This window comes from Streptomyces sp. 378 (assembly GCF_030124145.1).
In the GTDB taxonomy this organism is placed as follows: Bacteria; Actinomycetota; Actinomycetes; order Streptomycetales; family Streptomycetaceae; genus Streptomyces.
This window is the reverse complement of record NZ_JASKMS010000047.1, coordinates 1-12210: the sequence shown is the minus strand read 5'-3', so window position 1 is coordinate 12210 and position 12210 is coordinate 1. Positions and strand designations below refer to the sequence as shown.

At 73.1% G+C, this 12210-nt stretch carries 13 protein-coding genes; 4 read left to right on the top strand and 9 right to left on the bottom strand.

Annotated elements, in window-relative coordinates; genetic code table 11:
• Positions 1-224: 224 nt before the first annotated feature.
• Positions 225-1175, top strand: a complete 951-nt coding sequence (locus tag QNO09_RS37110) for a DMT family transporter (protein ID WP_283974644.1) — start codon at positions 225-227, stop codon at positions 1173-1175.
• A gap of 15 nt (positions 1176-1190) precedes the next feature.
• Here QNO09_RS37110 and QNO09_RS37105 read toward each other — a convergent pair whose 3' ends face one another.
• Positions 1191-1823 carry an FMN-binding negative transcriptional regulator gene (locus tag QNO09_RS37105; RefSeq protein ID WP_283974643.1) on the bottom strand — a complete coding sequence of 211 codons (633 nt, stop codon included), beginning with the start codon at positions 1821-1823 and terminating at the stop codon, positions 1191-1193.
• The gene (locus QNO09_RS37100; protein ID WP_283974642.1) at positions 1823-2509 is read right to left on the bottom strand and encodes a pyridoxamine 5'-phosphate oxidase family protein; all 687 of its coding nucleotides are present in this window, start codon (positions 2507-2509) and stop codon (positions 1823-1825) included. Before QNO09_RS37100 ends, QNO09_RS37105 begins: the two co-directional genes overlap by 1 nt.
• Before the next feature lie 35 nt (positions 2510-2544).
• Here QNO09_RS37100 and QNO09_RS37095 point away from each other — a divergent pair, with 35 nt between their 5' ends.
• On the top strand, positions 2545-3876 hold the full coding sequence (locus tag QNO09_RS37095) for an aminotransferase class I/II-fold pyridoxal phosphate-dependent enzyme (RefSeq protein ID WP_283974641.1): 1332 nt from the start codon (positions 2545-2547) through the stop codon (positions 3874-3876).
• Positions 3877-3993: 117 nt separating this feature from the next.
• Here the strand turns inward: QNO09_RS37095 and QNO09_RS37090 are convergent, their stop codons facing one another.
• Positions 3994-4947 carry a DMT family transporter gene (locus QNO09_RS37090; protein ID WP_283974640.1) on the bottom strand — a complete coding sequence of 318 codons (954 nt, stop codon included), beginning with the start codon at positions 4945-4947 and terminating at the stop codon, positions 3994-3996.
• A 75-nt stretch (positions 4948-5022) separates the two neighbouring features.
• Between QNO09_RS37090 and QNO09_RS37085 the strand changes: the two genes are divergently transcribed.
• A complete protein-coding gene (locus QNO09_RS37085) occupies positions 5023-5925 on the top strand; it encodes a LysR family transcriptional regulator (protein WP_283974639.1) in 903 nt (300 codons plus the stop codon).
• A gap of 15 nt (positions 5926-5940) precedes the next feature.
• On the opposite strand, the gene QNO09_RS37080 is transcribed toward QNO09_RS37085, so the two are convergent.
• Complete coding sequence (locus QNO09_RS37080) at positions 5941-6414, bottom strand: pyridoxamine 5'-phosphate oxidase family protein (protein ID WP_283974638.1); 474 nt, start codon at positions 6412-6414, stop codon at positions 5941-5943.
• 132 nt (positions 6415-6546) lie between these two features.
• Between QNO09_RS37080 and QNO09_RS37075 the strand changes: the two genes are divergently transcribed.
• Complete coding sequence (locus QNO09_RS37075) at positions 6547-7197, top strand: cysteine hydrolase family protein (protein WP_283974637.1); 651 nt, start codon at positions 6547-6549, stop codon at positions 7195-7197.
• Here QNO09_RS37075 and QNO09_RS37070 read toward each other — a convergent pair.
• From QNO09_RS37070 to QNO09_RS37050, 5 genes are all read right to left on the bottom strand, one after another.
• Complete coding sequence (locus QNO09_RS37070) at positions 7184-7675, bottom strand: Rieske (2Fe-2S) protein (RefSeq protein ID WP_283974636.1); 492 nt, start codon at positions 7673-7675, stop codon at positions 7184-7186. The two genes, QNO09_RS37075 and QNO09_RS37070, sit on opposite strands and share 14 nt — an antisense overlap.
• Before the next feature lie 223 nt (positions 7676-7898).
• Positions 7899-9155 (bottom strand): cytochrome P450, encoded by a 1257-nt coding sequence (locus QNO09_RS37065; RefSeq protein WP_283974635.1) that lies wholly within the window; start codon positions 9153-9155, stop codon positions 7899-7901.
• 61 nt (positions 9156-9216) lie between these two features.
• Entirely contained in the window at positions 9217-10152 is a 936-nt protein-coding gene (locus QNO09_RS37060; RefSeq protein ID WP_283974634.1) for a cytochrome c biogenesis CcdA family protein, read from the bottom strand.
• Positions 10153-10157: 5 nt separating this feature from the next.
• A complete protein-coding gene (locus QNO09_RS37055; RefSeq protein ID WP_283974633.1) occupies positions 10158-10730 on the bottom strand; it encodes a redoxin domain-containing protein in 573 nt (190 codons plus the stop codon).
• A 221-nt stretch (positions 10731-10951) separates the two neighbouring features.
• Positions 10952-12130, bottom strand: coding sequence for an EfeM/EfeO family lipoprotein (locus QNO09_RS37050; RefSeq protein WP_502962397.1), 1179 nt, complete (start codon positions 12128-12130; stop codon positions 10952-10954).
• Positions 12131-12210 lie beyond the last annotated feature (80 nt).

The window sequence follows — 12210 nt, the reverse complement described above, 5'->3', positions numbered from 1 at the left end:
TCGATCATGCCTTCGAACGCACTCGTTCTTCCGCCTCCGGCCGCCTGAGGCGGGCCCTCCGGAAACCGTGCCCGGCGATGAGCCGCCGGGCCGAACGGTGCTGCCCGTAGACGAAGTCCGCGGACCCCGCTGATCCCGACCGATCCGGGGCCCTTCCCGAACTTCCGCGCATCCGGCCGCCACCCGACGCGGGTGGCGCGCGTGCGCGTCTGCGGAGAGAACACATGTCGAACACCGCATCCGGCCTGCCCATCGGGCGAGGCCTTCTCTATCTGATCGTCGCCGGTGCCGCCTGGGGCACCGCGGGCGCGGCCGCCTCCCTGGTCTACCGGACCAGTGACATGGGGCCCGTCGCCCTCTCGTTCTGGCGCTGCGCCGCCGGTCTCCTCCTGCTGCTCGCCGTCCGCCCGCTGCGGCCGCGCGCCGCGACGCCCGTGCGGGAGCCGCTCGGCCGCCGGGCGCTGCGGTCCGGGATCATGGGGCTCGGGCTCGCCGTCTTCCAGACCGCGTACTTCGCGGCCGTCTCCGCCACCGGCCTGGCCGTGGCCACCGTCGTCACCCTGGGTGCGGGCCCCGTCCTCATCGCGCTCGGGGCCCGGCTGACCCTGGCCGAGCGCCTGGGCCGGGGCGGCACCCTCGCCGTCGGCGGCGCCCTCGCCGGGCTCGCGGTTCTCGTCCTCGGCGGCGGAGACGCGACCGTACGACCGGTGGGTGTGCTGCTCGCGCTGCTGTCCGCGGCCGGGTACAGCGTGATGACGCTGCTCATCCGCCGGTGGGGCCGCGCCGGCGAGGCCGACGTCTCCGGGACGACCACCGGGGCCTTCGCCGTCACGAGCCTGTGCCTGCTGCCCCTCGCCCTGACGGAGGGACTGCTGCCGCACACCGAGGAACCCGGCCGGCTCCTGCTCCTGCTGCTCTACGTCGCCGCCGTCCCCACGGCACTCGCCTACGGCCTCTACTTCGCGGGCGCGGCCGTCGTACGGTCCGCCACCGTCTCGGTGATCATGCTGCTCGAACCGGTGAGTGCGGCGGTGCTCGCCGTCGTCCTGCTCGGCGAGCACCTCACGGCGGCGACGCTGGCCGGGACCCTGCTGATGCTCGGCTCCGTGGCGGGCCTCGCGATCGGTGAGGCGCGGGGCGCGCGTAAGGGAGAGGAGCCGGTGATGGCCGTGTAGGGCGGGCCTCGCGGCCTACGCCCGCTGTCCGCGCAGGAGGTGGTCGCGGGCCTTCGCGTCGCCGGGCCCACCGCGGGCCGCGAGGCCCGCGGCGATCCGGTCCCGGACCTCGTCCGTCCTGTGGCCGGCGTACTTGAACTTCGCCCGCACGTCCCTCACCTCGAGGCGCAGGCCGCGGATCCCGGCGAGCATCCTGCCGTAGGGGGCCTCACCCACCGCGGCCCGCGCGGAACCGCCCCGTGGCTGGAAGTGGTCGACCTGGCGGTTGAGGAGCGCGGCCTTCTCCGCCGGGTCGTCCACGACATGGGCGCGGCAGCGGAGCTGGAAGGCCGCGTAGAAGCTCGTCGGGGTGCCGTGCTCGGGCGGGACGTCCGGGGCGGCCTGCCAGGGGCCGGGCACGTACACGTAGTCGTCGACCACGCTCAGCACCACCTCCGGGTCGGCCTCCAGCGCGGGCCAGAGCGGATTCGGGCGGGCGAGGTGGGTGAGGACGACGTTGCGCTCGGGGTCGTAGGCGAAGTGCAGGGGCTGGACGTGGGGCGGCTCGCCCGGCAAGCCGTTGACGGCGAGCTGGCCGAAGTCGTGGTCGGTCAGCCACCGTTGCCCTTCGGCGTCGTCGCGGGGCGCGTCCCAGGGGTGGATCAGCATCACAGGGCCTCGAGGTAGCCGGGCAGTTCGGTGCCTTGGGCCAGGCCCGGGTCGGGAACCGGTGTGCCGTAGGTGCGCCGCACCGGGACGACACCGGCCCAGTGGGGGAGGGCGAGGTCCTCCGGTTCGTCGTTCACGCCGCCGGTGCGCAGCTTCGCGGAGACCTCGTCCAGATCCAGGCGGATCACGGCGGTGGCGGCCAGCTCCTTCTTGTTGGCGGGCCGCGAGTCGGCGGAGCGGCCGGGCACGACGTGGTCGACCAGCGCGTCCAGGGCCCGCCGCTTCTCCTCTGGGTCCGTCACATCGTGGGCGATACCGTGCACCACCACGGAGCGGTAGTTGATCGAGTGGTGGAAGGCCGAGCGGGCCAGGACCAGTCCGTCGACGTGCGTGACCGTCAGGCACACCGCGAGGCCCGGGTCGGCCTGTCCGGCCGCCCGCAGCGGACGCGAGCCCGTCGAGCCGTGCACGTACAGGCGCTCGCCGACCCGGGCGTACAGCGTGGGCAGGACCACCGGCGCGCCGTCGCGGACGAAACCGAGATGACAGACGTAGGCCTCGTCGAGTATCGCGTGCACCAGTTCCCTGTCGTACGAGGCCCGGTCCGGGGAGCGGGTCGGGACGGTGCGGTCGGTCGGGGTGTAGCCGGTCTCGGGATGCGACGGCGTCTGCGCGGTCCCCTGCATGGCGCTCTCCATTGCACTAGTGCATAATTGACTTTGTGCTAGGAGAGTATCGGATCAGTGGGCGTCGCGCAGCGGACATTTCCGCGAGCATCGAGCGCGCGGTGGGGGCCGGTGAGCTGCGGCCCGGTCAATCGCTGCCTCCCATGAGGGAGTTGGCGGAGCAGCTGGGGGTGAACCCCAACACGGTCGCGGCCGCGTACCGGACTCTGCGCGAGCGCGGGGTCATCGAGACCGCGGGCCGGCGCGGCAGCCGGGTGCGGCCCGCACCGGCGACGACCGGGCGGGACCACATCAGGGTGGAGGTTCCCGAGGGCGTGCGGGACGTCGCGCAGGGCAATCCGGACCCGGCGCTGCTGCCACCGCTCGCGGGCGCGTTCGCGGCGGCGGCCGCCGAGGGCGACCGGGCGCCCGTGCTCTACGGGGACCTGGCCGTGGAACCGGAGCTGGCCCGGATCGCCCGGGCCGGACTCGACGCCGACGGAGTGCCGGACGGGCCGCTCGCCGTGGTCTCAGGGGCCCTCGACGGCGTCGAACGGGTGCTGGCGGCTCACCTCAAGCCCGGTGACACCGTCGCCGTCGAGGATCCCGGCTGGGGCCGCACCCTCGATCTCGTGCCCGCGCTCGGGCTGCGGACCGTCCCCGTCGGCGTCGACGACGAGGGACCGCGCGCACAGGACGTGCGCCGGGCGCTGGAGGCCGGGGCCCGGGCCCTGATCGTCACGGACCGGGCGCAGAACCCGACCGGCGCCGCGGTGAGCGCTCCACGCGCGCGTGCCCTGCGTGCCGTGCTCCGCGAGCACCCGGAGGTCCTGCTGATCGAGGACGACCACGGTCACGGCATCGTCGACGTGCCCCTGCACCCCCTGGCCGGCACCACCCGGCACTGGGCGTTCGTGCGCTCGGCCGCCAAGGCCTACGGCCCCGATCTGCGGCTCGCCGTGCTCACCGGGGACGCCGTCACCGTCGACCGGGTCCGCGGACGGCACCGGCTCGGCCCGGGCTGGGTGAGCCGGCTGATGCAGCGGGCCCTGGTCCGGTTGTGGGCCGACGGCGCGGTGGACACGGCCCGGGTGGCGGCGTCCTACGGACGGCGGAGGGACGCGCTGATCGGCGCGCTCGACCGGCGCGGTGTCGCGTCGTACGGGCGCAGCGGCATGAACGTGTGGGTGCCCGTGCCGGACGAGACCGGCGCGGTCGCCCGGCTGCTGCACGCCGGCTGGGCGGTGGCCCCCGGAGCCCGCTTCCGGCTGAGCGCACCGCCCGGCATCCGGGTGACGGTCTCGACGCTGGCCGGGCCCGAGATCGAGGCCCTGGCCGACGCGATCGCCTCGGCCGTCGGCCCCGCCCCCGCGCGCAGCTACGACTGAGCCCCGGCCCGGCGCATCGGCCTTCGGTCATGGAGTCACGGGCCGGGTGGCCCGGCTCGCCATGCGTGCCGGGCTGTGTCCGCGGAACGGCCAGCCCGGCGCTCCGGGCCCGTGCCGTTACGGGCGTGACGACTGCCGGGGCTTCGGTCGCACCTGTGTGAGTGCCGCGCCCGTCAGGACGATCAGCGCTCCGACCGGGGTCGACCAGGTGAGCGTCTCGCCGAGAAGGGCGACACCGGCGGCCGTGGCGATGACCGGGATGAAGTAGGTGACCATCTGGCCGGTCGTAGGCCCGACCTCGGCGACCAGGCCGTACTGGAGGAGCACGGCCAGGCCCGTGCCCAGAGTGCCCAGGGCGGCGATCGCCAGCAACGGCACGACGGACACGCGGGTGGGCAGGGTCGTGAACAGCGGGGTGACGACGGTCAGCTGGACCGTCGCGAGCAGCAACTGGGCGCCGGTCATCGACAGGTGCGAATGGCCGGTGCCGGCCAGGGTGCGGCGGACGTAGATCCAGCCGATGGGGTAGCTGAGGGAGCCCAGCAGGGCCAGTGCCGTTCCGGTGGCGTCCAGACCGTGGAAGCCCTGCCAGGCGCCCAGCACCGTGAGCACCCCGAGGAAGCCCAGGCCGAGCCCCGCGACCCGCACCCGGGTCGGGCGGTCCTCCGAGAGGGCGACCAGCGACAGCGCCATGCCCCACAGCGGTGAGGTCGCGTTGCAGATGCCCGCCAGCGTGGACGGGATGGTCAGTTCGGCGTAGGCGAACAGGGAGAACGGCAGGGCGTTCAGCAGGAACGCGGCGACCGTCAGATGCGCCCAGACGCGTGCGCCGCGCGGCAGTCCCTCACGCCGCACGGCCATCGCGGCGGCCAGCACCACCGTGCCGAACACCAACCGGCCGAGCGTCACCTGGAACGGCGCGTAGCCCTCGGTGCCCACCTTGATGAGGAGGAAGCTGAAGCCCCAGATCAGGGACAGGGCGGCGAACCGCAGACGCCAGTCGAGACGGCGGCGGGCAGGTGCGGGCGGGGCGGTGGCTACCCGCCCGGACGGGGTGGTGACGGTGCTCATGCCGGCCACGATGCGGCACCGCAACCTCGTAGCACAATCGAGATTTCGCACCCGGTACTGCGTAGCATTGCTTACATGTTGAACCTGGAGCGCCTGCGCACCCTCGACGCCCTCGCCCGGCACGGCTCGGTGAGCGGAGCGGCCGAGGGGCTGCACATCACGACCTCCGCCGTCTCGCAGCAGCTGGCCAAGCTGGAGCGCGAGGTCGGTCAGCGGCTCCTTGCCAAGAACGGCCGGGGCGTGCGGCTCACCGACGCGGGCCGGCTGCTCGCCGAGCACGCCGCGCGCATCCTGTCCCAGGTCGAACTCGCCCAGTCGGACCTGGAGGCGCAGCGCGGGCAGGTCGTCGGCGAGCTCAGGCTCTCGGCATTCCCGACGGCCGCACGTGGCCTGTTCCCGCACGCGCTGGCCGCACTGCGCGAGCGGCATCCCACCCTCCGGCTGCGTTCCTGCGAGCTCGAACCGGAGCAGGGCATCGCCGGAGTCGTGCGCGGCGACCTCGACCTCGCCGTGGTGCTCGACTGGTACAACAAGCCCATGGCGCTGCCCGAGGGCCTGGTCAAGGCGTCGATCCTGGACGACCCGGCCGAGGTCGCCCTGCCGGCGAACCACCGGCTCGCAGGGCGCGAAGAGGTGGACCTCGGCGAGTTCGCCGACGACGAGTGGATCACCTGGGGCGACGGTGAGTTCTGCCACGAGTGGCTGATGTTCACGCTCCGCTCGAAGGGCATCGAGCCGATCGTCGGCCACCGCGCGGCGGAGACGCACACGCAACTCGGGCTGGTCGCCGCGGGCCTCGGGGTGTGCATCGCCCCGCTGCTGGGCCGCCACCCGGTGCCCGACGGGGTGGTGACCGTCCCGGTCACCCAGCGGGTCCGGCGGCACGTGTACGTCGTCTGGCGCGCGGACGCGGACCGCCGCCCCTCGATCCGGGCGGCGGTGCAGGCCCTGCGGGCGGCGGGGGAGAGCGTCGGCTGAACACTCCCGGGAGGGCTACTGCCCGGCCAGCTTGCGGAAGTCCCAGGAGACGATCTTCTGCGGCGTCAGGCGCATCCAGGCATGCCGGCCGTCGTGCGGCATCTCGTCCAGGCCGAAGTTCTTCCGTGCGAACAGCGTCTCCGGCGCGTCGAGTTCGGCGCGCAGCTCGCCCGTGCGGGGTATCTCGCCCACGAACTCGACGCTGCCGGACAGCTCGGCGCCGCGCAGCTCGTCGTACTCCTCGCCGGTGTCGACCACGATCGCCACGCGGGGATCGCGCCGCAGGTCGGTCCACCGCTTGCTGCGGACGACCGAGTAGAGCCACATCGAGGCGCCGTCCCAGGCGAACCACAGCGTGCTGACGTGCGGCGCGCCGTCCGCCGACACCGTGGCCACCCGGCAGGTGCGCTGCGTGGTCAGGAAATCGTCCAGCTCGCCCGGCGTCATCATGATCTTCCGGCCCCTGCGCTGCTGCTGAGTGACGGTCATGCGCCCCCTCTTTCTCCCACGTCGTGTCAGAGGAAGTCCTCTGACATCACGTCAGAAAAGGATGGGTGCTCTTCCGTTCGCACGCAACGGTGGCTACGCTCGCCCGCCCGGCCGCCGGCGACAGGGGGAGACGTGCCCTCGTACGAAGCGCTCAGCGAACTCCTCGAACCGCGCACCACCGTGCTGCTCACCGTCGAGTGCCAGGAGGGCGTCGTCGGGGCGGACAGCGCGCTGCCCGAACTCGCCGCGCAGGCGCGCGCAGGTGGCGCCCTCGTCAACGTCGCACGCCTGGTGGCGGCCGCCCACGACGGCGGTGTCCAGGTCGTCCACGCCCTCGCCGAGCGCCGCCCCGACGGCCGTGGCGCGAACAGCAACGCCCGCATCTTCCGCGCCGCGGCACGCCTGCCCGTCCAGCAGCTGACCGGCACTGCGGCGGTGCGGGTGGCCGCCCCGATCGAGGTCGCCGAGGAGGACTTCGTCGTACGGCGTCTGCACGGGCTGTCGCCCCTGCACGGCACCGACGTCGATCCGCTGCTGCGCAACCTCGGCTGCCGCGCCCTGATCGTCACCGGCGTCTCGGCCAACGTGGCCGTACCCAACGCCGTGTTCGACGCCGTGAACCGCGGCTACACCGTCGTCGTCCCGGCGGACGCCATCGCGGGAGTGCCCGCCGACTACACCCCCGCGATGATCCGTCACACCCTCGCCCTGGTCGCCACGGTCGCGACCACGGACGAGGTGCTGGCGTGCCTGAAGCGTGCGGGCGGGGTCAGGCGAGCGTGATGGAGTCACCGTTCACGCTGATCTGCTTGGCCTCCAGCGGCTGGACCGCCGGCCCCTTCTTCACGCTACCGTCCAGGACGGAGAACTGACTGCCGTGGCAGGCGCAGGAGATGACATCGTCCTTGAGGTCGACCATCGGACACTTCTGGTGGGTGCAGATCGTCGAGAAGGCCTTGTAGTCGCCCGCGGCCGGCTGCGAGACCACCACCTTCTCGTCCTTGAAGATCTTGCCGCTGCCCTCCGGGATGTCGGCGGTCTTCGCGAGCGCCGCGCCACCGGCCCCCGCTCCGTCGGACGAGCCGCCACCCCCTTCGTTCGTCGCACCGCCGCTCGCGGCGCCCTGTTCGGTGGACGGGTCGGCCGCTTTGTCGTCCGACCCGCACGCCGTCAGCGCCACGGTGAGTCCCGCCGCGCCGACCGCCGCCACGACGGTGCGGCGGCTCGGGCCCGACATCGGCTGAACTGATTCGCTGGTCATGCTGACGTTCCTTCCGGGGAAGTTCGTGATCTGCCGAGAGGTACGGCCCCTGGGGACCGGCTGTTCAGACCTTGTCGAATCCTGACCCGTTCGCCGAAGGACATGGGTAAAGCCGAGCTGTCGGTTCGCTGTCGGGTTCCGGCCCTCCGCCGCGAGGCCGTCGCCGAGACCGCCTCCGGACCTACGTCCTGAGTCGTTCAGCGTCCTTCACGGGCGGGCCGTCTCACGCGGCCGATCCTCCCCGCGTCCGCGGGCCTGTGTCGTGTTCGTTCGACAGGGGAGTGAAGGCGACGTCCAGACGGGTGAGGCCGCGGAAGTTGAGGCTGCGCTGCCACTGTGGCGCGGTGCCGTCGAGGCGCAGGCCGGGGAGCCGGGTGAGGAGTGCTTCCAGGGCGGTGGCGCCTTCCAGCCGGGCCAGCGCCGCCCCGAGGCAGAAGTGCGGTCCGTGCCCGAACGACATGTGCCGTCCGCCCGGCCGCTCGAAGTCCAGCACATGGGGATCGGGAAACACGGCCGGATCCCGGTTGGCCGCACCGCACACGAGGAGCACCGTCTGCCCCTCCACGATGGTGCGGCCCGCCAGGTCCAGGTCCTGCCGCGCCCGGCGCAGCATGAGCTGTACCGGGGCGTCGTAGCGCAGGAGTTCCTCGACTGCGGCGGGCATCAGATCGGGGCGGCGGCGCAACTGGTCGGCCGCGTGCGGGTGGCGGAGCAGGGCGAGTGTGGCGTTGCCGATGAAGTGGGTGGTCGTCTCGTGGCCGGCGATCAGGAGCAGCGCGCAGTTGGCGAGGAGCTCGTCGAGGTCCTGGCCGGTGTCCTGTGCCTGCGCGGTCACCAGCGCGCGCAGGGTGTGGGGGTTCGGCGGCGTGTCCCGGCGGGTGAGGAGTTCGCGGAGGTGGGCGAGCATCTCCGCCATGCTCTGTGAGGCCGCGCGGTTGCCGTCGGCGTCGAGCCGGGAGTTGCCGATGGCTTCGGCGATCGGCTCGGACCAGGCGGCGACGGCGGGACGGTCCTGCTGCGGTACGTCGAGGAGGTCGCAGATGACAGTGAGAGGCAGGGGGCGGGCGAGGTCCGCGACGATGTCCATCCGACCGGTCGGCGCGGCGCGGGTGATGATCCGGTCGACCGCTTCGACGATCCGGGCGCGGAGTGCCGCTACCGCCCGGGGAGTGAAGGCCCTGCTGATCAAGGCTCGCAGCCGGGCGTGGTCGGGGGCGTCGTTGTAGAGCATCTGCCGGCTCAGGACCCGGGCCAGCGGCCGCAGTTCCTCGGAGACGGCCGCGATGTCGGGGTAGCGCACTGATGACAGCCTCGGGTCACCTGCGGCGCTGCTGACCACTGCGTGCCCGGTCGCCACCCACGCGTCCAGGTGGCGGTCCCAGAAGAGGTCGTCGGCACTCCGCAGCTCTTCGTAGAAGTCGTAGAGACGCTCTTGGACCTGGGGGCGAAAAGCTCGCAGGAGCGAGGGGGATGTGCGCATTGTCGGATGTTAGTGGTTACCCCGAAGTCGCAGGGCGGAGCCGGTGGGGAGGCTGCCGTCGTCAGGCGGGGCGGCGCTGCCCGTCCGACACTCGCGGACGGTCGTGGCGGTGCCGACGGCGGCGCAGCGCGACGGCGATGAGCAGCAGCGTGACGAAGGCCGCGGCGATCACGGGAACGCCGACGTCGTCCAGCAGGCCGGCGACGAACTGCTGCACGGTGCCTGCGGCTTCGATGACGGGGTCGCTGGTCCCGGGGTCGCGCAGGACGCGGATCTCGTACCAGCCGTAGTACGCGACATACGCGCCGACCAGGAGGAGCAGGGCGCCGCCCAGGCGCGAGGCGACGGAGCCGAGGCGGCGCAGGCCTCCGACGCGGGCGCTTCGGGTGAGGGCGACGGACAGGGCGGCGGCCCCGACGACCAGCCCCATGCCGGCCGCGTACGCCGTGAACAGGGTGATGCCGCCGACAGCGGAGCCGCTGCGGAAGGCGGAGACGACGATGGCGAGGAAGGGGGCGATGGTGCAGCCGAGGGACGCGAGGGCGTAGGCGGCGCCGAACAGGGCCATCGACGGCACGGAGCGGGTCACCGTGGGGGCGCGCCGGAGTTTCGGGAGCAGGGCGGGCAGGTCCCGGCCGGTCAGCAGCCAGCCGCCTGCCAGGGCCAGGAGGAGGCCGAAGGCGATGGTGAACCAGGGCAGGTGCTGCTGGACCTGGCCTGCCACCGGAGCGATCACGAGGCCGAACAGGGCGAACACGGCGGCGAATCCGGCGGTCATGGCGGCGGTCGCGGTCAGCGCGCGGGTGACGGCGGCGACGGGGGTCCCCCCGCCGATGGGGGTCCCCCCGCTCGAGCGAAGCCGAGAGTGGGGGCGGGCGGGCGGGTCGTCGCCGAGGACGAGCAGGGAGAGGTAGGCGGGCAGGAGGGCGAAGCCGCAGGGGTTGACGGCGGCGAGCATGCCCGCGGTCAGGGCCAGGGCGAGAGGCAGGTCCGACATGGCGCTCAGCCCACGAGCGGGCCGAGCTTGCCGGCGAGCCCCTTGCCGGCCGGCAGGCTTCCGGTGAAGACGGTCTTGCCGTCCTTGTCGAGGACCACGTAGACGCTCTGCTGGGTGATCTCGAACTTCTTCCAGATCTTCCCGGACTCGTCGGACAGGTTCGGGAAGGCGCCGACCTCGGTGTCGGTGACGAAGTCCTTCATGGCCTGCGGTGTGTCGAGCCCGGCCACCCCGATCACGTTCGCCTTGCCCTTGAACCGGGCGGCGACCCTGGCGGTTTCGGGCCCCTGTGCCTTACACGTGGGGCACCACGGTGCCCAGAACCACAGCACGGTCGGCTTGCCCGCCAGCGTCGCCGCGTCGAAGGGCCGGCCGTCCACGGTCGTGCCGGTGAAGCGCAGCGCCTCCGGTACGGCTGAAGCCCCGGACGGCGCACCCGCCGGCGCGGAGGAGCCGGAGGCCGCCGGACCGGCCGTATCCGCCGTGCCCTGGGAGGACGCGCCGTCGTCGCTGCCGCAGCCGGCCAGGGTGAGTGCGGTGGCGGCCAAGAGGCCGGGGAGGATGAGGCGGGCACGCATGGGTCGGGTCGCTCCTGGAGTTCGGGGTCGGCTGAACTCTAGGCCGCGCGGACGAGTGGGGTGCGGGCCAGGTGGCTTACGGTTCGGTGACGTCAGCCCGCGTGACCCGTCGGGCGCTGCGGGCCGAGGACGGTGATGCGGCCCCGGGCGAGGCGGACCAGTCGCCGGTCGGCGAAGTCGCGCACCCCGGCGCCCTACCTCGTCCACGCGCTTCTCGCGCTTCACGCGGTCCTCCGTACGTCCGTGAGGGCGGCCACGTCGGCGAGCCGCTCGGCCAGTTCTCCCGTGTCCGCGTCGACCTTTTCTCGCTGTGCGCGGGTGAGTCGGGTCAGGGGTGTCCAGCGGCCGTCGTGGTCGAAGGCGTCGAGCGTGTGCTGGGTGCGGTCCATCCAGGCGTCGAGGCCGGTCAGTCCGGAGTCGCGGCTCTTGAGCAGCGGGCGCAGATCGCCCAGCAGTTCCCGGGTGCCGTCGAGGTTGGCGCGGGCGGTGGCCAGGTTGGTGCCGCTGCCGTAGTCGGTACGGCCGGTCAACTCGAACTGCACGGTGTTCTCCAGGATCTCGTGCGTCCGCAGCCCGATGTCCGCCGGGTCCATCCGCTGGTCGGGCCAGTTGTCGCGCAGTGCGTGCACGGCCTTGGCCAGCCGGTCGGCCGGGCCGCGCAGGCTGCTCGCCGACTCGCCGTGCCACAGGCCGTACTCGAGCCGGTGGAAACCGCCGAAGCCTGGGTCGCGCACCCCGCCGGACAGCCCGGCCGTGGTCCCGTTGATCTCCCCGTCGGCGTCGCCGAAGGTGCCGTACGCGGCGCCCATCCGCTCGTACACCAGATGTGCGGTGAGCCAGTCCGTGCGGGCGGCCGCGAGGTCGCCGCGGTCGATCGTGTCGCGCAGCGCGTCGGTCTTCTGCGCCAGCTGGACCGTGCGGGCCTGGATCCACCTCTGGTACGCGAGGGTCGGCGGGATCAGGTCCTGCTGCGTGACCGGCACCGCGGCAGGACCGCTCTTCACCGTTCCGGCTCCGGCGATCCGCACGGTCGGGCCGGTGACGGCGTCGGCATCGTCGGGCAGGCATGTGAAGGCGTACGAGCCGTTGCCCAGGGTCACCCGCAGGGCGCGGTCGGTGCCCGGGGCGAGCCCTTCGACCTCGCCGTAGACCGCGCCCGTCTCCGGGTCGGTCAGATACACCTCGGCCGAGGTGCCGGAGGTGTTGCGCAGGTCGAAGACCTGGCGGCCGGGCCGTGGATCCGTCCAGCCGCCGCCGCAGCCGGCGGTGGTGACCTCGACGGTGGTGAGCGGCAGACCGTCGGCCGTACGCGGCTGATGCCGGCCGCCGCCGGAGCCGCTCGTGGCCAGCCCTGCGGTCACCACCGCCGCCGAGGCGACCAGGGCTCCCCCGACGGCCAGCGCGGTGCGCCGACCGGCTCCATGTCGACTTCCCCGATGATGAGTCCATGCGCATCAGCCACGAAGCCATCTACCAGGCG